At 35.1% G+C, this 18,597-nt stretch carries 21 protein-coding genes and 1 pseudogene; 9 read left to right on the top strand and 13 right to left on the bottom strand.

Features of this window, described 5'->3' with window-relative positions; all coding sequences use genetic code 11:
* The first annotated feature begins 63 nt into the window (after positions 1 to 63).
* The gene (locus HBN50_RS14380) at positions 64 to 816 is read left to right on the top strand and encodes a transglycosylase SLT domain-containing protein (protein ID WP_273871157.1); all 753 of its coding nucleotides are present in this window, start codon (positions 64 to 66) and stop codon (positions 814 to 816) included.
* On the opposite strand, the gene HBN50_RS14375 is transcribed toward HBN50_RS14380, so the two are convergent.
* The 5 genes from HBN50_RS14375 to HBN50_RS14355 all read right to left on the bottom strand — a co-directional run bounded on the left by HBN50_RS14375 (position 795) and on the right by HBN50_RS14355 (position 4,019).
* On the bottom strand, positions 795 to 1,301 hold the full coding sequence (locus tag HBN50_RS14375; RefSeq protein WP_273871156.1) for a biotin transporter BioY: 507 nt from the start codon (positions 1,299 to 1,301) through the stop codon (positions 795 to 797). The two genes, HBN50_RS14380 and HBN50_RS14375, sit on opposite strands and share 22 nt — an antisense overlap.
* Entirely contained in the window at positions 1,298 to 1,840 is a 543-nt protein-coding gene (locus HBN50_RS14370) for a YiiX/YebB-like N1pC/P60 family cysteine hydrolase (RefSeq protein ID WP_273871155.1), read from the bottom strand. The genes HBN50_RS14375 and HBN50_RS14370 overlap by 4 nt, the downstream gene beginning before the upstream one ends.
* 48 nt (positions 1,841 to 1,888) lie before the next feature.
* A complete protein-coding gene (locus HBN50_RS14365) occupies positions 1,889 to 2,344 on the bottom strand; it encodes a hypothetical protein (RefSeq protein ID WP_273871153.1) in 456 nt (151 codons plus the stop codon).
* 111 nt (positions 2,345 to 2,455) lie between these two features.
* Entirely contained in the window at positions 2,456 to 3,253 is a 798-nt protein-coding gene (locus HBN50_RS14360) for a DUF4423 domain-containing protein (RefSeq protein ID WP_273871152.1), read from the bottom strand.
* The gene (locus HBN50_RS14355; protein WP_273871150.1) at positions 3,246 to 4,019 is read right to left on the bottom strand and encodes a hypothetical protein; all 774 of its coding nucleotides are present in this window, start codon (positions 4,017 to 4,019) and stop codon (positions 3,246 to 3,248) included. Before HBN50_RS14355 ends, HBN50_RS14360 begins: the two co-directional genes overlap by 8 nt.
* Before the next feature lie 222 nt (positions 4,020 to 4,241).
* On the opposite strand from HBN50_RS14355, the gene HBN50_RS14350 reads away from it, so the two are divergent.
* Together HBN50_RS14350 and HBN50_RS14345 are read left to right on the top strand one after the other, a co-directional pair.
* Positions 4,242 to 4,853, top strand: a complete 612-nt coding sequence (locus HBN50_RS14350) for a DUF6151 family protein (protein ID WP_273871148.1) — start codon at positions 4,242 to 4,244, stop codon at positions 4,851 to 4,853.
* A complete protein-coding gene (locus tag HBN50_RS14345; RefSeq protein ID WP_273871147.1) occupies positions 4,850 to 5,623 on the top strand; it encodes a substrate-binding periplasmic protein in 774 nt (257 codons plus the stop codon). Before HBN50_RS14350 ends, HBN50_RS14345 begins: the two co-directional genes overlap by 4 nt.
* A gap of 5 nt (positions 5,624 to 5,628) precedes the next feature.
* On the opposite strand, the gene HBN50_RS14340 is transcribed toward HBN50_RS14345, so the two are convergent.
* On the bottom strand, positions 5,629 to 6,399 hold the full coding sequence (locus tag HBN50_RS14340) for a DUF6597 domain-containing transcriptional factor (protein ID WP_273871146.1): 771 nt from the start codon (positions 6,397 to 6,399) through the stop codon (positions 5,629 to 5,631).
* A 105-nt stretch (positions 6,400 to 6,504) separates the two neighbouring features.
* Between HBN50_RS14340 and HBN50_RS14335 the strand changes: the two genes are divergently transcribed.
* Both HBN50_RS14335 and HBN50_RS14330 read left to right on the top strand, forming a co-directional pair.
* Positions 6,505 to 6,972, top strand: a complete 468-nt coding sequence (locus HBN50_RS14335) for a carboxymuconolactone decarboxylase family protein (protein WP_273871142.1) — start codon at positions 6,505 to 6,507, stop codon at positions 6,970 to 6,972.
* Positions 6,969 to 7,388 carry a MauE/DoxX family redox-associated membrane protein gene (locus HBN50_RS14330; protein ID WP_273871139.1) on the top strand — a complete coding sequence of 140 codons (420 nt, stop codon included), beginning with the start codon at positions 6,969 to 6,971 and terminating at the stop codon, positions 7,386 to 7,388. The genes HBN50_RS14335 and HBN50_RS14330 overlap by 4 nt, the downstream gene beginning before the upstream one ends.
* Positions 7,389 to 7,407: 19 nt before the next feature.
* Here HBN50_RS14330 and HBN50_RS14325 read toward each other — a convergent pair whose 3' ends face one another.
* Positions 7,408 to 7,770 carry a c-type cytochrome gene (locus HBN50_RS14325; RefSeq protein WP_273871136.1) on the bottom strand — a complete coding sequence of 121 codons (363 nt, stop codon included), beginning with the start codon at positions 7,768 to 7,770 and terminating at the stop codon, positions 7,408 to 7,410.
* 190 nt (positions 7,771 to 7,960) lie between these two features.
* Positions 7,961 to 8,962 carry a VOC family protein gene (locus HBN50_RS14320; RefSeq protein WP_273871133.1) on the bottom strand — a complete coding sequence of 334 codons (1,002 nt, stop codon included), beginning with the start codon at positions 8,960 to 8,962 and terminating at the stop codon, positions 7,961 to 7,963.
* 241 nt (positions 8,963 to 9,203) lie between these two features.
* On the opposite strand from HBN50_RS14320, the gene HBN50_RS14315 reads away from it, so the two are divergent.
* On the top strand, positions 9,204 to 10,136 hold the full coding sequence (locus HBN50_RS14315; protein WP_273871130.1) for a GNAT family N-acetyltransferase: 933 nt from the start codon (positions 9,204 to 9,206) through the stop codon (positions 10,134 to 10,136).
* A gap of 35 nt (positions 10,137 to 10,171) precedes the next feature.
* Here the strand turns inward: HBN50_RS14315 and HBN50_RS14310 are convergent, their stop codons facing one another.
* The 3 genes from HBN50_RS14310 to HBN50_RS14300 form a co-directional block, all read right to left on the bottom strand.
* On the bottom strand, positions 10,172 to 10,483 hold the full coding sequence (locus HBN50_RS14310; protein ID WP_273871128.1) for a hypothetical protein: 312 nt from the start codon (positions 10,481 to 10,483) through the stop codon (positions 10,172 to 10,174).
* A gap of 99 nt (positions 10,484 to 10,582) precedes the next feature.
* Positions 10,583 to 10,984: an alternative ribosome rescue aminoacyl-tRNA hydrolase ArfB gene (gene arfB / locus HBN50_RS14305; protein WP_273871126.1), complete on the bottom strand. Its 402-nt coding sequence runs from the start codon at positions 10,982 to 10,984 to the stop codon at positions 10,583 to 10,585.
* Between the two features lies 1 nt (position 10,985).
* A complete protein-coding gene (locus tag HBN50_RS14300; RefSeq protein WP_273871123.1) occupies positions 10,986 to 11,180 on the bottom strand; it encodes a YwbE family protein in 195 nt (64 codons plus the stop codon).
* 873 nt (positions 11,181 to 12,053) lie between these two features.
* Here HBN50_RS14300 and HBN50_RS14295 point away from each other — a divergent pair.
* Both HBN50_RS14295 and HBN50_RS14290 read left to right on the top strand, forming a co-directional pair.
* Positions 12,054 to 13,820 (top strand): hypothetical protein, encoded by a 1,767-nt coding sequence (locus HBN50_RS14295; protein WP_273871122.1) that lies wholly within the window; start codon positions 12,054 to 12,056, stop codon positions 13,818 to 13,820.
* Positions 13,813 to 15,789, top strand: a complete 1,977-nt coding sequence (locus HBN50_RS14290) for a zinc-ribbon domain-containing protein (RefSeq protein WP_273871120.1) — start codon at positions 13,813 to 13,815, stop codon at positions 15,787 to 15,789. Before HBN50_RS14295 ends, HBN50_RS14290 begins: the two co-directional genes overlap by 8 nt.
* Before the next feature lies 1 nt (position 15,790).
* Here the strand turns inward: HBN50_RS14290 and HBN50_RS14285 are convergent, their stop codons facing one another.
* On the bottom strand, positions 15,791 to 16,555 hold the full coding sequence (locus HBN50_RS14285) for a hypothetical protein (RefSeq protein WP_273871116.1): 765 nt from the start codon (positions 16,553 to 16,555) through the stop codon (positions 15,791 to 15,793).
* A gap of 21 nt (positions 16,556 to 16,576) precedes the next feature.
* Positions 16,577 to 17,164 (bottom strand): hypothetical protein, encoded by a 588-nt coding sequence (locus tag HBN50_RS14280; RefSeq protein WP_273871114.1) that lies wholly within the window; start codon positions 17,162 to 17,164, stop codon positions 16,577 to 16,579.
* 209 nt (positions 17,165 to 17,373) lie between these two features.
* On the opposite strand from HBN50_RS14280, the pseudogene HBN50_RS14275 reads away from it, so the two are divergent.
* Positions 17,374 to 18,490: pseudogene (locus tag HBN50_RS14275) on the top strand (ISL3 family transposase).
* Positions 18,491 to 18,597 lie beyond the last annotated feature (107 nt).

The raw sequence follows: 18,597 nt of genomic DNA, 5'->3' as shown, positions 1-18,597 counted from the left end.
TTATAAAATCCTTTCGAAATAACGCTGTGCCGTGTTAGGTTTTCTCCTCAACTTGGGGGAAAAATGCAAAGAATTCTAATCTTAGCTATAGCGATAATGTCGCTATCTGTTCTTGCTGATAAAAAGGGTTATTGGGTAAAGCCAAACTCCCTGGCCATAAATTATTCTCTCTATCGATTGAAACCAACTGTAGAGCAAATCAATAATCACATCAAAAAAGTAAATCCAATGCTTTCTTCTGATGAAAGAGTTGAGCTCGCTTCAAATATTATTAGAATTACAAAGTGCTTTGGCATTGATCCTTGGGTTTTCACTGGACTGGTTGATAAGGAATCTTCTTTTCGCGCTAAAGTTGTGAGTCCTACTGGAGCTGCTGGTTTAACTCAATTTACAAGTATCGCTTTAAAAGAAGTTAACGATCAACTCGGCCTTCGTGGACGCGAAGGCGCTCATTATAAAAACATTCAGTATCTTAACGATAAGGTTAAATACTGTGTAAATGAGGGTTGGGTTGAACTTTGGGATAGAGTTAGTGTTGAAAGTGATCACCCTGATTTCTATGTTCAATTAAAAGAAGAGCTGAAAAACGATATTGAAGCTTCTATTGTCTATGGCTCTATATTGCTAAAAATTTATCTCTCCCGTATCAATGATCGAGAAGGAGATAAGAACTTAAAGAAGAGTAGCATCTATTTTGAGGCCTTAAAGATCTATAATGGAGAAGAAGGTGACAATAAAATTATCTATGCCAAAGATGTTATGAGAAACAGTATAGAAGCTTATCCAAAAGATGTTCAATTTAGTTTTTTAAAGTAGCGATAAGCCGAAACACAAAAATATATTAGTGCTGCTTTCAAAAGAGCAGCACTTAAAAAGGGGTAGAACCCTTTGTCTAATGCCTCTGGAATATCCATATATCTTAGAAGCCCCAATGTTCCGACACCCAAAATGATAAGGTGTGCGCAAAAGAGCATAAAAATTGATTGAAACACCTCTAGCTTACGATAGTGGAAGCGCAGAAAGACTGGCATTAGGAGAAATCCCATAAAGTAGCCAAAGCTAGGTCCAGTAAATGCATCGAGCCCACTTCTCATTTGAGCAAAAACCGGAAGACCGAGTATACCAAAAACTAAATAACAAACGAGATATGAGAAGAGTTCTTTTCTTGTAATAAAGTAAAAGCTCAAGAGAATGAAAAAAGTTTGACCAGAAAATGAAACTGGTAGCGCAGGAATTTTAAAATCAACTTGTGCAAATAGACCAAGAATAATGGCCAGTATCACAACTCTAAGAACTTTCATCGAACCTCTGAAAATGTTTTCATTTTATTAAAGCAACTTTTCGACTTGATTGAAAATCCCTTTTCCATAAGGTTGGAAAAAAGATCATCTGGACTAAGTCCAGGAAGCCCTCTCTTAGATGTATAGTCATTATTCCAGATTTCAGTGTTAAACTTCATTGGCCTTGGCTTAAGTCCTAGTAACTTTGCAATAAGTTCAGAGCAGTAAATGGCATCATCAGACCAAGTAAAATTGTGGTCATAAGGAAGTCCAAGATATTTTTCAATGAGTTTTGTTGGTATGAGATCGTCTGGGTGCTCTAATAAGTCAACTTGATATTCTTTGATGGAGACTTCACTTAGATGGTTGATGGCAACCACACCGTAATAGGGGTCAGCATGAATCCATTTATCTTCAAACTCAATGGCAACATGCGTGTACTGACCTTCAGCACTAAACTGAATAAGTTGTCCCTGCGAATAAGTTTTAAAAAAGGCGATCCTTGTCTTTGCAAGTACGCAGTTTGAAATAAAAAGAGAGAGTAAGACTAAAAGTTTCACTCTCTCATTATAGCTAATCTGATCTCTTTTTCGTTTCGGCCGTAAAAATTACTGGAAGCTTTTAGCAATTGGAGTGGCGTTTAAATAGAGGCCACGCCCATGATAAGAAATGATAACACGTCTTAAAATGGGGATTTTCTTCTTTAAATTTGATAATTGCGTATTAAACGCGGAAGTCCTGTTCGCTACAGGAACGACATTATTTGGCCTAGAGCAAATAGGAAAAAGGATTTCGAATTCCTTTTCAGTCAATTTATAGATTTTATTTTCTGATTCTACCGTTCTTTGAACTGAATCGAAGACGAACTCTTCGAAAAGAAAGACTGATTTCTTCGTCTTAGGTGAGCCTGTTAGAGTTTCGGCAAAGTTCATCACTCCACTTCTAATATTTTCGTTAATCTGCTTAATAAAATCTAATTTACTGTGATCATCAATTTCTTTTTCAAGGTAAGTGTCTAGAAAATCAATCTCTTTGAGAATTGATTCAACTGTAGCGTCTTTCAAAGTAAATCCCCTTTACCATTATCTGTATTGTGTGTTGTGCCCCTACAATTTTAATGAATGGTTAGGATATTAAAAGACTTTGAAGAATAATGTGTTCCAAGCTTGGTGCACTTAATGAAGGTTTTCAGGTTTTGAATCGCAAGAAAGGGGAAATAGTTGAATTGATGCTCGATAAACTTCTTGCTCAGTGTCTCCTTCTCCAATTTCAACGATTTCTTGTTTAAATTTTTGGATGGCCTTTTTAAGGGCCGGCAGTTTTTCTTTGGAAGCAAGAAAAGTCATAGAAGAGAAATCTCGAAGTTCAATTGGTGTCTCTTGGAGTTTCTTTCTTGCTATATCAAGACCTTCGTAGTGAGAGTCTTGAATCGCCTTAGAAGGGACATCTGTTGTTGTTTCTACGAGTCTGTTGCTTTGCTTGATTTGATTATTATCTTCAATTAAAAGCCCAGAATCGATGAGTACATCGAGCGCATACTGAGCTTGTTCGAGTGGGATGTTTAATTTGAGTGAAATATTTCTTGGTGTTAACTCAAAGTCTTTAAAAGAAGAGAGAACAAAAATAGAGGGATAAATCCAAGACTTAATGATGTCTTCATATAACTCGGTCGCTATGATGAGTGGTTTACTAACCTCTTTTTTGTTTTTATTTTTATTATCTTTTTTCCACTGAAAAATGGAATCATTGAAACGCTTAACTTCCTGTTCAGTGAGATTGAGTTTATCAGTAATATCGTTGATTTTATAAAGAGGAATACACCTCTTTGCCTTTAAAATATCAGAGAGACTACTAGAGCTTAGATTTAAATAGTTAGCGAAGGCCCTGATGCTATATTGAGGGTTCACTTTCTTTCTCTCTTCGAGATTCGTACTGAGAATGTTCTTGAAAAAATAATCTTCTTGATTACTCATAAAATGGTTCCAAATGCATTTCTAATGCAATCCCTAAATCAGCTGCCTTTTTTAAAATCATTTGGTCAGAAAGCGCAGGATCGCTCATAGTACTTTCAGCAAAGAGAAAAGAAATAAAATTTCTAAGAGCGCTTGGGCCTGAAACTTCAAGGGCCCTTTCATAAATAACTTCATGGACAATCAAGCCAGCTTTATTCACAGAATCGAGCATGTGAAAATAACCAGTATCGATAAGAAAATTAAAATCCCAAAATGGCTTGTCTCTAAAATTGATTGCAGCTTGTTGATAGAGGCATCCTGTATTTGAAAGATGTGTTTCCGGTTTGATATTTGTTACGATAGGCTTATTAATAAAGGCACCTCGTCTATAAAACTTGAGAATATTATCAAGTAGAAAGAATGAAAACTTAGGTGCACGACGTTCAAATCTCTTAATAAAAGTGGAGATAATATCGGTATAGCTATAATGCCTTAGAGAGTCGATCGTTCTCATGATTTTGTAATCTGGGTCTCGGTTGCGGGCTTCAGCAAAATCGAGGAGAGTCACTTTTTTATCGGCCAGACAGATTTCTATAAATCCACCATTTCCAACCCCAAAACCACTACCTGATCGCGATTGGTTTTGTTCTTTGATTAGTTTTTCTAGTTTGGCGACGGCTCGATCATCGATAATGACATTATCAATTTGTCGAATTGGATCTGCATATCTCAGTGCATTTGCGTTGAATGTAATCAAGAAAATAGTAACAGATAAAATACTTTTCATTTATTCTCCAAAATTCAAATTCAACCTAGCAAGAAACTTAATTATGTTGTGTCTTAATGAAAAAAATACGCTTTTTAAGGCCATTTTTCATATGAAAATCTTTAAAAAAGTAAATATTTTCTTATGGTTTGAGGCCCTAAATTGAAGGATTTATGATCTAATCCTTGTCAAAAAGACGTTGATCAAATAAAATTCGGTTAATTTGAAATTTGAGAGGAAGACATGGCCATGCAGGAGATTTCACTCCAGTGCGAATGCGGATCAGTTGAAGGCAAGGCCATCAATCTGAGTGATAAAACCGACAATAGAGTGATCTGTTACTGTGATGACTGTCAGGTTTATGCTCATTATCTTGGGAACCCTACAAAAATTTTGGATAAAAATGGCGGAACAGATATTTATCAATTAACGCCTTCTCAATTTAAATTAACAAAAGGTCAAGAGAACATTTCTTGTCTCACTCTCTCTCCAAAGGGCCTTCTTCGTTGGTATTGTAAGAATTGTAAATCTCCAATCGCCAATACCGTTAGAAATCCTAAGGTTCCCTTTACTGGAATACCTCATACTTTTATAAAAGATAAAAATCGTGATGAAATCTTAGGTCCTGTTCGAATGAGAATTCAAGGGCGTTTTAAAAAGGGAACATCGAAAGATGAAATATATGATCGAGTTCCTTTAAAGTTCATGTTGAGATATATAAGGCAGTTTTTCACATCTTATATGAAATCAAAATACATTCCTTCAAGTCTCTATGATTTTGATCGCAGGCAGTTCCTAGTAAATAGTGAACTCGCTGATAAAAAAAAGTTAGATAAGATAAGGGCTAAAGTTTGAAACTGATCTTTATCTCTCTATTTATATCTGCCTTCTCCTTTTCAACTCTTGCAAAAGAGAACGTGAAGAAAAAGAAAATCACAATGGCGTGCTTTCACTATCCTCCCTTTCTTATTGATCCAAAATATGATGATAAGAACGAGGGGATGATTGTTGATCTGTTAAAAAAGATGTTTGCTAATCAAGGTCACGAAATTGAACTAAAGTGGATGAATCTAGCTCGCGCCATTAAGTCTGTGGAAGAGGGAGAGATTGATACAATCTGTTCTCTTAATAATAAAAGACCTTCTAAATTGGATCTTATTGAACCTGCCATTGCCAGAATGAAAGTGGCCATGTGGACAAGAAAAGAAGATAACTTTAAGTATCGTGGTGTTCACTCTATTGGTAATAGAGTTTTAGGTAATGTTCTTGGCTTTGTTTATAATGATACTTCTCCATCGTTACAAAAATATTTAAATGACGAGAAGAATAAGACGTTTGTTGTTTCTGGAAGTGATCCTGTTAAAAGACTCTACCAATTGATGGAAAAAAAGAGAGTCGACCTTTTTGCAATAAATGAAGAGTATGTCTATTACTTGCTTGGGAAGAAATACGTTGAAGATAATTTTAGAGTTGCCGGCTATCTAAGAAATAAACTTGGTGCTTATTTTGGTGTCTCATCGAAGATTAATAATAAAGATGAGATTAAAAAAATATATCAAACGGAAATACAAAAAGTTCATAAGTCTAAAATCTTTTTAGAGATATACCAAAAATATATTAAATAAAAAGATTATCGTTTTTTCTTAATTTTGATATATTTTTTTGGAGTCTCTTCCATAAATATTTTAAAATCACGCGTAAAATGAGATTGATCATAATAACCAAGATCATTTGTCTCATCGACAATATTGATAATTTCTTTGTTAATCACACTGTCTTTAAATTTATTAATTTTTTTGAGCTTTAAGAAATCAAGTGGTGTTACACCAATATAGGTATTAAATAATCTCTGTATCTGTCTTAGAGAGGTCTGATTTTTAGAGGCTAGCTCATTTAAGTCGATAAGATGATTATTATTAATATCTTTTAAAATATTATTGAGTAAGACTGAATATTTTTTATCCGAACGAATTCTTTCTTTGAGAAAATGATTCACTGATTTTGAGATATCAGTACTTTCTTGTAATTCTTTATATAAAAGAGAAAGTCCATTAATGAAGTCATCATCAACTTTTGAAATGAGATCTCTATAGTTTTTCATATCATTTTTAAGAAAGAAGTATCCTGTCGAAGGAAAAAAACGAATGCCAATGGCCTTGACCTTTCCATGAAAAATGAAACGTAACAACTTCTTTGAAGGTCCTGAGAAGACGATTTCTTGAGAATGTTCTTCTCGTTTTTGATCAATTTGATATTCGATTTTATCACCAAGGTTGAAGATCAAACCACTTGCACAATCTGTTAATACTTTAAATTCTAAAGGCCCTTCGAGTTCATAGTCTGTTTGTACGATCCAGATTGACTGAACAAGCTGTTTTAGCTCCTCGGAAACCTCTAACATATTGAAATTTATCTTATCTAAGTCCATCAGTGTTTGGCCGTCGCTTTTATACAATATTTATTCTTGGCCCTAGGCCAATAATAATATAAACGAAAAGGAGTAATTATGCGTTTAAATTATTTTAAAGAAGCCCCTGAGGCCATGGTTCATATTATGGCCATGGAAAAGTATGTAAAGTCCTTAATTTCTAATGGTAGCTTCGATTATAAATTAGCCGAACTAGTAAAGATAAGAACTTCTCAGATCAATGATTGTGGTTATTGTGTTGATATGCACACTAAAGATACAAGGGCCAATGAGGAAAGTGAGAATAGACTTTATCTTTTGGCCCACTGGAAGGAAGCGAACTGTTTCACAGATAAAGAAAAGTCTGTTTTAGAGTGGTGTGAAGTTGTCACAAAATTAATAAAGGGTGAAAGAGAAGATAAAGCCTACATGGAGCTAAAAACTTTTTTAAATGATAAAGAAATTGTTGATTTAACTTTTGTGATAACTTTAATGAATACTTGGAATCGAATAGCATTTGCTTTTAAGCCAGTGGTCGGCTCCTATAACGTTGGGGATTTTGAATGATTAAAGACAATGTCAAAGAACTAGGACTTCGTTTAGCGCTTTCATTTAGCTATTTGTCGGCCGTCGCCGACCGATTTGGGATTTGGGGTGAACCTGGTTCATCAGGAGTGGTTTGGGGAAATTTTGAAAACTTTCTAAATTACACTGCCCATTTAAATGGCTGGGCCCCTGCTGGGTTAGTTCCAACTTTAGGTTATATTGCCACTGGGCTAGAAATTATTCTCGCGATACTACTTATTTTTTCAATTCGATTAAAAGAAACGGCATATTGTAGTTTCTTTCTTTTATCGAGTTTTGCTTTGGCGATGAGCTTAACAGATGGAATAAAAGGCGCTTTTGATTATGGTGTTTTTACCGCTTGTTTTGCTTCTTTGCTTTTAACAGTTGATTTTAAGGCAAAAAAAAAGGAGCACTAAGTGCTCCTTCTAAAGTATCTTATTTTTCTAACATACCTTTAACTTTATCTTTTGAAAGAGAAGATACATAAGCTGCAACATCTTTGATTTCTTGTGGCTTAAGTGATCTAATTTTTGAGTACATCATAGATGTATTCTTATTCTTTCTCTTTTTAGATTGAACAGCAAGTAGTTGCTCTTCAATGTATTTTGCATCAAGACCAGCAATTCTTGGTCCTTTAAGCATAGCAAGTTTACCTGGAACACCTTTACCCATACCGTCTGCTTTGTGGCATAGAGTACAATTAACTTTTTTGAAAACTGCTTTACCGTTTGCTACATCTTGAGCATTTGCTAGATTCATAGAAAAAGCAACAGTTAACATCATAACTAAATACTTCATATTCTTCTCCTTTTTCACTTTTCCGTATAATACACCTTTCGGCTGAAAGGGGCCATTAGTAAACAAAGATGCAGCATTTTAGTGCATCTAGTATATAAATTTTGGATAAAATAATTACAAAACTTGATCTAGATCAATTAAATAATGACGAGAATCATCTCTGTGCAAGATTTGTCGAAAAAAGATCACTTCAATAATATGTTTTTAGCTTCGAAATCTCGAGATCCGATAACTTATTAATTTCAATTAATTCTCTATATGGATCTTCTAATTGAAAGACTTCTCCAAATGCAGGCTCTGTTTTAATTCCATCCGCCTTCAATTTTCTAACTTTCTTTTTAAACTCTTCGCCAAAGATCTTAAGCATTCGCCCTTCAATGAGAAAATGTTGGTTCGCTTGTTGCTGATAGACACAACGATTTTGAGCAAAAAGTTCTACAGGCAATTCTTTGAATGTAAAATTAATGACTGCTGTATCAAAACCTTGATGAGATGATTTTCTACAAGAGAAGTCTTTATGATTTCCAAAAACCTTCTTGGCATCACTGATAAACTGATCGAGGTTTTCTGTTTGAAAGAGTATGTCGAGATCAGAATCTCTGTGAGCGATATCAAGAGGAAGAGTTCCTGAAATACATGGTTCATAATCTTTAAGAACAGCATAGACTTTTGAAGTTTCAATAAAGTCCATGATTCTTTTATCTTCTTCTATCTGTATAACCTGCTCAAGGGATTTGTGATGAAACTTGATCACACCACAATCTAATTCTAGTGCGAGCTCTTGATTGAAATCCTTCTTTAAACCAGAGGTTTTTAACTTGAAGTCCTTAAGATCTTCGGCTAAGTCATGAAATGTTTGATCAGTAACAATCTCAATATGCTCAAAACCTTCTTCTGTCGCTTTTCCTGGTTTTGGTGCAGGAAGTTCAATTAAATCAATGAGATATTTTGAATGAATAATAGGCTCATAGAGTTTATATGTTGCTATGGGACGACCATTGACATCAGCTTCAGTGAGAAGCTTTCCGAAATCTTGAAATATTCCCTTATATTTTTCGTAGTTATCAAGGCTATTTACGCGAAAGCAGATGTGATCTATCTCGTAATTTTTAAGATCGATATTCTTTGTCTCTACTTCAGTTAAGAGCTTATCTAGGAAAAGTTTTGCTTCATTATATAATTGAGATTTCATTGCCGGACTATACAAAAAAAAAGGAAGAAAAACTAGGTTTTCCTTTTCATGGACTCGAAAGAAGTAATTGACATGAATAGGGATAGATAATAGGTTGTGCTACAATTAAATCTCATCTTAAAACCAAGGAGGCCATGATGAAAAAAGTTAATATGACAGCATGTTGGGCACTCTTAGGTCTGCTAAAGTAAATACAGACTCTTGCCCTTTTATTATTTTAATTTTCAAAGGGAAAAAATAAATGACATTGAAAAAAACTGATGTGCAATCTTTTGCAAAGACAGAGTTACGATCTTATGACTTAAGCGAACTCTCTGTATGTAAAGAAGAGGCACTAAGAGAAATTGAAAAAGATATTCAAAGTGAATGGGATGAACTTAATGATCCTTCTGTAATGAAGGCCCGTTTTGAACATTTTAAAGTAGAGGGAACAACTCCTGAATCCTATCGTGAATCTTTTAAAGAAATCGATGAAAAGCGGTTAATGCTTTATGGTATTCGCCATTTTGGAGGAGATAAAAATCTACCTTTTGTTCAAATGAGATTGAATTTTCAACCTAAAGATAAAAGCGAAGTGAAGCGCCTTTATGACTCGATAAAATTTGAGTTAGAAGTTTTTAAACCTCAGAAAATATCACTCTATTCGAGTGTTGAAAGTGATTGTGATTTATTCGGATCGACATTTCTTGTCGCCAAGTCGATTGATTGCTTAAACTTAAGGCCGTGGTCGAGTGAAAATGAAATTCAGTTTAAGAAGATAGAAGATGATTCTTATTATGAATGGTTTAAACTAGGCTATCGTTCTTTTCATCGCTTAAATCCTCATCTTGAAAAGAAAGTCCCCTTGAACTCTATAGAAACGATGAGTGAATCAAAAGATGAAGGGCTTTTGTATCAAGCCTTTTATCAAGGTGAATTAATGGGACTTATCGCCGGACTTAGAAGTTCTTTTCTTGGTCATGACGGAATGTATTTCAATGAAATCTTCATTGATCAAAAGTGGAAGGGAAAGGGACTTGCAAAAGCAATCCAAAGAAAATTCATCTCCATAACTTGTAAAGGACATGAATATATTTGGGGAACGATCGATTATTCAAATCAACCCTCTTTTAAAACAGCACTTTCTAATGGAAGAAAGCCTATTCGTTATGAATGTTTTTATAATCTAGATTAACAAAAAAAAAGGGAGCAAATGCTCCCTTTGTTATTTTAGAATTGGCACTGAGTATTTGCAGTCGCGTGTACGAGTGGATCAATATATGGGTTATTTGCATAAACATAACCGTTAATACACTGACCAGGGTAAACGACACCACTTTGCATACCATTAAACCAGAATCCTCGTGAACTAACACCTCTTACTTGCATGCTACAAAAGATAGGTCTGTGATAAGAGAAGTTACATGCTTCACAAACAGCATTAACGCCACCATTTACCCAACAATTTGCTCTTAGATTAACTGCGTACGTAGAAACACTTAGAAAAAGCGTTGCTAATAGAACTTTAATTTTCATCATCATGTGTCCTTGGTGAAAAGGTTAGTACGAGTGATCTATAAAGAATTATGTGGAGTGTAAAGGGGAGAATCGAAAACGAATGATAAGTGTTTGATATAAGGTTTAGTATTTTACTTTTTGACGATTTTTCTTAATCTCTGATTTGTTTTTCTTACCAGTAAGCCTTCTTTTAATAGAGCCCTTAGTTGGTTTGGTCGCAACTCTTCTTTTTGGTGGCCTTTCAACATTTGCAAGCATCACATGAAGTTTTGAAATGGCATCATCAATATTCATTTGCTGGCTACGATGTTTTTGACTGACAATTTTAACGAGCTTTTCTGCCGTAATATAGCGAGAATATTCATTTTCAAATCGCTTCTTTACAGCTGCAGAAAGAGATTTTGAATTTTTGTAATCCCAAGTTAGAGTTACCTTTGTATTAACCTTATTAACATTTTGTCCTCCTGCTCCTGAAGAGCGGGAGAATGATAATTGAAATTCCTCATTTGGGATTCGAATACTCATGTTAATCTAAGATCTCTTTTACTCGGCCCACATCTCCGCTTTCTAGGCGAACCTTGATACCATGAGGATGGTAATCCGACTTTGTCAGAATATCTTTGACGATACCTTCAGTTAAATTACCAGTGCGTTGATCCTTTTTAAGGACGATGCGAACTTTCTCGCCAATTTCAATATGATCTCTTACGTTTCCTTCCATTTGCTTATCTTAGCATAGCTTGGGGATATTTAGGGGCATATATGAATATTGTAGTTGGTATTAGAAATCTAAGTTAAGCTTTTGATCGTTTTCGAGGAGTTCTTTCATTGGTGATTCTAAGCTAGATTGAGAAGTATTCTGCGTCAAATGCCTTTCTGGTGTTTGGGGTTTTCTTAGAATTAGTTTTTGATGATTTTAAGCTAGTTCGAGAAGTATTCTGCGGCTCCCTTCGTGGTCGCCTCCGAAGTTGTTCAGCGTCAAATGCCTTCCTGGCATTTGACGCTTCCAAAAAAAAGCAGAGTGGGTTAAACTCTGCTTTTAATATGATTTTCCCCGAAGGGATTGTCATCGAAGTGAATGTCTGAAAAGAATGGGGTGCTCAACCGACACTATAAATACATTTTTTCAGCCCGTCGAAAGCACCATCATCATTAACCTTAGATCAAATATACTATATAAATCCAAGGCTTACCTTCATCAGAAATATATTGTCGAAGGCCTGTCGTGTCAACAGATTGCAGATAACGCAGGATGTGCAAGAACTTCAGTTTTAAAATTTCTCAAAGAGTATGGATTCGAAACTTATAAGCCAGGATCAAATCGTAACAGAAAGCGAGGCCTAGCTTATGGTCAGCATTCAGATGAACGAAGTCACAAACGTGAGCTAGAGAATATCAAGAAGATGAGAGAGCTGAGGGATAAGGGTTTCAGTTACGAGAAAATAGCCAGTGTTTTTAATTCAATGAAGGTACCGACAAAGACTAGAAGGGGTAAATGGCATCGAAAGACTATACACCAAATACTAAACTGATTTTTGGCCCGACGCTTTATAATTTTTGTGATAAATAAATCTTGGTTTGAAAAGGACAGCTTATGAATCAAGATTGGTATGACTTTAAAGATATAAAAAGAAGAGACTTTTCCAGGGCAGTATGGATTCCATTAAGGGCAATCCACACTCCTATCAAAGAAGGAAAGCATGGCTTCCTTGGATATAAGAGTGAGATTTTTCACAGCACATCTGTTGCTTTTTCAAATGATGATTTAGAAGCTTCAAAAAAAATGGACTGGGATAGCATGGGACTATTTCGAAACCATGCTAGTTATTATGAAGACGGTAAATATTATCCCAGTGATCAATTTAATGAAGATATATATACGGAAGGAACTTTAGTTGGAATTAATTTAGTCATTGAGCAAGAAATAAACCCTGTCGATGGTACTATTTGGCATTTAAATCAAGACCTAGTAACTGCATTAAACTTATTGAGAGAGGGTGATGTTTGGGTTCGTCCAGAAGAAGATTATGAAGTAGTAGTGAAGTTGACTAGAGATACAGAAAACAGACCTGTTTTAATAGAAATAAAATCCAAGTTCTTAAAAGATTACTTATGTGCAAGAAATATGAATCTTACGATATGTTCATTTAGAAGCAGATCAACGGTTGAAATGGATAGAAGTAAGGTTGATTGGACTGAAGATTACCCTTCTGAAGTAGAAGGTTTAAGTAAGTGGAATGGTAGAATTTCTGAAATTCATGAAGGTGGTAATCTTTTCGGAGGGTCAATGGCTGTGTTCCATGTAAGTAGGACTGATGTTGACCCTGAAGAAGAGGTACCAATTCTTCCTCATCCAACTGAAGGTGAGTTCGAATCGAATTCCTTTACTAAGAAGTTTGAAGGGCAAAAACTCTTTTATATTGAGGGAGAGTTTAGGCGTACCGAAATTATCGAAATGGGAAATGAAAGCCCTAGAGTTAAGAAAGAAGATGATGAAGTAAATATTGAGTACATAGTTGAAGGCTCTGGAGAAAAGCTTAAATCTAAAGACTTGAGAGATAGTGGTCGTTGGCTTTGGTTTAAGCCCGAAGTTATTTCGAGTCTATTAGCAAAAAGAAACTCTAAATTAGAGTGGTATACGGCTAAAACAGGCTCAATTACAGCTAATCCACATAGTATGAGAGTTGTATTTGGAATTAATTCGTTAGGATTAGTAAATGTTTATGCAAAAGATATTTCGTATCAATCAGAATGGGAGCAACAAATTTGGTCTTCTTATAATATTGTACCAGATGGCGGAGTTTCTAAGGAACTACAAGACTCACAAGTGCATGCAGATCCTGCTAATACTCAAGCTCCAGAGAGTTTTCTTCTAAAGGGTCTAGAGCAATTAAATTATTTATCAGATAAATTATTTAACTTTCAGTTGGTAAGAGATCATGAGCAGCTGGTTGATATAGCAAAGAAAACTCACCGATTTAGAGTTACAAATCAAAACGAGCTTTATGCATTGGCAAAAGATGTCGCTAGATTAACAGCTGATAGCTTTAATACTTCTGAAGTTCACAAGCTAATTGAATTGAAAAAAGGTGAGAAACCAGGTTCATTAAAATCAGTAGAAAGACTATTAGCCATTTCTGTAGGTGATGAAAGGGCTAGAGAGATAATGGGCCCTCTAGTAGGTGCTTATGAGTTAAGGCATGGAGATGCACATTTACCAGGATCTGATATAGATAACTATCTAGAATTGGTAGCTGTTAAAAAAGAGATGCCTCTCGTTGAACAAGGGTTTTATTTACTAGCGAGTTGTATAAATTCTATTTATCAAATTTTAGGTGTTCTTGAGTCTCGTGGTGAATAAGAAAAGTTTTGCTGAAACATTTCCCGAATTAATTAAAGAATGGCATCCAACAAAGAATGGAGACCTTACGCCTTATGATGTAACACCATACTCCGATAAAGTGATTTGGTGGACTTGTCCTAAAGGGGAGGATCACATTTGGAAGGCCGCTGTAAAGACAAGAAGTAAAGGTCATGGATGTGGGGTTTGTTCAGGTAGAGTTGTTATTAAGTCTAATTGTTTGGCTTCGCTAAATCCCAAATTAGCTAAAGAATGGCATCCAATCAAAAATGGAGAGTTAACCCCAAAAGATGTTATCCCAGGTTCATACAAGAAAGTATGGTGGAAGTGCCCTAAGGGAGATGATCACGTTTGGGAATCTAGAGTTGAGGATAGAAATAAAGGTAATGGATGTCCAATCTGTTCAAATCGTAAAGTCGTTAAATCAAATTGTTTGGCAACTACAAATCCAAAGTTAGCAAAAGAATGGCATAAAACTAAGAATAAAGAATTAACCGCAAAAGATGTAACGGCTCAATCTAGTAAAAGAGTTTGGTGGAAATGTCCAAAGGGAGATGATCATGTTTGGGAAGCAAAGATTATTGCGAGGAATAAGGGGATAGGTTGTCCTATTTGTTCTGGTCATAAAGTAGTAAAGTCTAATAGTTTAAAGTATCTAAATCCAAAACTAGCTAAACAGTGGCACCCAACCAAAAATGAAGACTTAAAACCAACTGATGTTACACCGAACTCTGGTAAAAAGGTTTGGTGGAAATGTCCCAAAGGTGAGGATCATGAATGGCAAGCATACGTTGCCGCTAGAAATAAAGGAAGTGGCTGTCCAATATGTGCAAACCAAAAAGCTGTAAGGTCTAATTCTTTAGGTACTGTTAATCTAGAATTGGCAAAACAGTGGCATCCAACGAAAAATGGAAGTCTAACTCCATTTGATGTTCTTCCTAGTGCTAATAAGCTAATTTGGTGGAAGTGCCCTGAGGGAGATGATCATGTTTGGAGAGCAAAGCTTAATAATAGGGTTAATGGAAAGGGATGTCCTATTTGTTCAGGTCACAAGGTTGTTGAGTCAAACAGCTTGGCGACATTATACCCTGATGTTGCAAAACAATGGCATCCAACAAAGAACGGTAGGTTAACCCCTAAAGATGTTCCAGGTGGTACAGCTAAAAAAGTATGGTGGAAATGTCCAAAGGGAGATGACCATGAATGGCAGGCAACAATCTTACATCGGACTAGAGGAACAGGTTGTCCAAAGTGCAATCCTGCTTATTCAATCCCTGAACTAAGAATCTTTTGTGAATTGAAATCTCTATTCAATGATGTTCACCATAGAGCAATAGTATCAGGCTATGAAGTAGATATTTACATTCCAACGATAAAGTTCGGAATTGAATACGATGGAGTTTATTGGCATGCTGATAAACACGATAAAGATGTTCAGAAGAATAAGAATTTAGCTAATGAGATATTCCTTTTAAGAGTGAGAGAGGAAGGCCTACCTCTTTTGTCTAAGTCAGATATCCAGGCAAAGAAAAGAGAAATTAGCTTAGAGATTGTTAAAAGCATCTTGAAGGTGATTAAGGCTAAAGTTAAAAACATATCACCTAAATTAGAAATCAAAATCAGTAACTACATGAACGAGAGTGATTGGGTTGCAAGTGATCTTTTTAACGAGCTTTATACCAAGCGTAAGCATGTTGCATTTGAGAAGTCTTTATCATTTCTGTTTCCAGATATTGCAAGAGATTGGCATCCTACAAAAAATGATTTACTGCTACCTGAATATTTTACGCCAGGTTCTGGAAAAGTTGTTTGGTGGAGAGGAAAGTGCAAGCATATTTGGCAGGACTCAATTAATCATCGAACAAGTGGTAGATGCTGTCCTAAATGTAGATATAAGAGGACTAGTGAAACTTGGAAAAAGAAGAATGCAAAGAAAAACAGTCCTCAATTAGAATTAAATTTGAAATAATTTAAGGTAAGCCAAACGTAGACCTTAAATCGTTTATAAGGCTTTGAGCGTTTATAACTTTATTGATGCTTTGATTGCCGTTTTGAATATTTTGATCCCAGTGTACCCATCCGTCATATTGACTAAAAGTGACTCCTGACAGACCTGAGGCATGAGTTGAGTGATTCCAGCCAGACAGCATTGAGAATGGTACTATGAAATTCTGATTATCAAGTTGCTTTTGTCTCCAATTTATAAATTCATCCCAAGTTTCATCATAAAATAAACCAGCCGTTTTTAAATTTGCCTCAAGACTTGCTGCCTTTACTACACCTTTACCTGTTATTAATGTAGAGCTCTCATAGATAAAACAGTCAACTTCTCCGGATGTTATCACACCTCTGTGAAGATAACCTTGTTCATTTAGAAGTCGTGAAAGGATATTTACTCTGTAAAAAAATGCTAGCTTAGCAGCAGCTCTAGTTTTAGGTAAGTTCTTCTCAGATAATATTAGAGCATCTCCAACAATTGAATATTGGATAGCACTATTAGGTGTACCTATTAAATTCCCATTTTGATCTATCGGCCCGGTACAGGATGCCTCTGAGGCACAATTTAATGCAGTATGAACTGCAGCTACAATTTGAGAGTGTGACAGTCCTCTTACTCCTAATAAGTCTATCCAACATATTGAACAGTCAGTCATGCTATAAGACTGAAATGGAGCAGCTGAATTAGAGCGGATAAAATTGTTATATCCAAGCGATTTGGGACTGTATTTTGGCACTATCTCTCCTTATGTTGTGTTTTATGTCTCAAAACGATCATTGAGTTTTTGGGACACCTTAGAAGAGCCCTCTTTTAGGAGCTTGCTTCTAAAATCAAAAAAAATAAAAGAAATTATAACTATGATGCTTATTGCAAGATAAAGATGCCCATAGATTCCTGGAATATGTCTTATTCTGGCATAAGGGAAGAAGTCCCAAGCTAAATGACTCGCAAGGCCTATCCCAAAAATCCAGTTTAAATAACTTGTGAATAAGTTTCTTTTTTTTCTTAGATATAAAGCTATAGCAATTACAGGAATAAATGAATGAGTTAAGGGGCTTCTATGCCAATGAATAATCCAATCTATATCTGGGAACCAAGAACCAATATATATAGTAAAGAAAGTCATTAAGTAGAAATGAAGGGGATTTATATTAACCTTTGACTTAATTTTTTGAAAAATATTTTTTCTTTTGTTCAAAACTAATATTATGGCAATTGAAACAAGGAAAGCTGCAACTGCTGCAATTAGATGCTCAATCCGGTCTCTAGTTGTAAAGTTCTTCAAGAGTGCAAAGAACAAAAGAGCATGAAAAATATTTAAATTCCACTTGTCCACAAACTTCATATTTTATAGTTCTTATATATCTCAGTTAAACTATCATTTTGATTTTTAGACAAATCTTTGGGGCTCCACTCGTTATAATTATTTAAAACGGGTCTTCTCGGTTCGCAGTGGAAACCTTAATACAAGACTAGCTTACCCCACAAAATAAACATGGATATTCTCGTTTAAAATAGTTTTGCGACAAACAATTTTTTACGAAGGAAATACCCATGCTTGAGAATAAGTTTAACAAATTTTTGTCTTTACCAGAAGTCAAATTTATCAAAAAACGTAACCTCAAAAATCATACAATTGAATTTGAGGCCATTAAGCAATCGACTTTTGAAGTCTGCCCAAAATGTGCAACAAAGTCTTATAAAATTTATGATCATGTCTTTGTAAACATCAAAGATACACCTATTCGTGACAAACAGGTTTTCCTCAAAATTAGAAAGAGAAGGTTTAAATGTCCTAACTGTTCTTCAGTATTTCGAGCGGCAGTACAAGGTATTGTAAAGGGCTTTAGAAGCACACAAAGATTTAGATCTCACATTAGATGGTGTGCTTCTAATTTCACTGATTTAAAGAGTGTACAAAACAAGTGTAAATGCTCCACTTGGATGATTTACAAAGCCTATTATGAACAGCTCAACTTAGAGGTCAAAAAACTAGATTATCCATGGCCAAAAACAATTGGGATCGATGAACATTCTTTTGTTCGAAACACAAAAACTCACTTCAAAGAATTTGCTATGATCTTTGTCGACTTCAATAATGATAGAGTTCGTGATGTCGCTCTAGGACGATCTTATGATGAACTAGCAAACTCTCACATTATGAATATCAAAGGCCGTGAGAATGTTAAAAATGTTGTCATTGATATGTCTTCTACATTTAAAAAATTTGCTCGATCTCACTTTCCAAATGCCACAATCACAGTTGATAAATTTCATGTGATTAAGCTTTTTAATCATCACTTAAATACAATAAGAATTGAGACAATGAAGCATCGAGTATTTGAAAAGAGTCGAAATTCACCAATGCGAAGACTTTATCTAACAAACAGAAGTCGTCTTAATCGCTCTCAGCGTAATATTGTAGATCACATCAATTGGATGTTTGGTGAACTAGGAAAGATTTACGAGTTCAAAGAGCAGATGCTTAAAATTTACAATATGAAAGGTAAGAAAAGAGCTGAGAAGGCTTACATTAAACTATTTTAGAACCAGGATCACCAATGGAAAGACCGAAGGGTATAACCGTAAGGCCAAGCTAATTCAAAGAAAGGCATACGGATATCGAAAATTTGAAAATTATAGACTTAAGTTGATTTACGACTGTCGATAGTCTGAGATTTAAAATTGTCTATTTAGCATGAATTATAGAATTCAAGTGGAGAGGTGCATTTAAAGTTAAAAATATTTAATAAGAAAAACGATACTTAAATTACTAAC

It is taken from the genome of Halobacteriovorax sp. GB3 (genome assembly GCF_028649655.1).
In the GTDB taxonomy this organism is placed as follows: Bacteria; Bdellovibrionota; Bacteriovoracia; order Bacteriovoracales; family Bacteriovoracaceae; genus BSW11-IV.
Note: the sequence above shows the minus strand (reverse complement) of the source record. Positions and strands in the feature narration are given on the sequence as shown.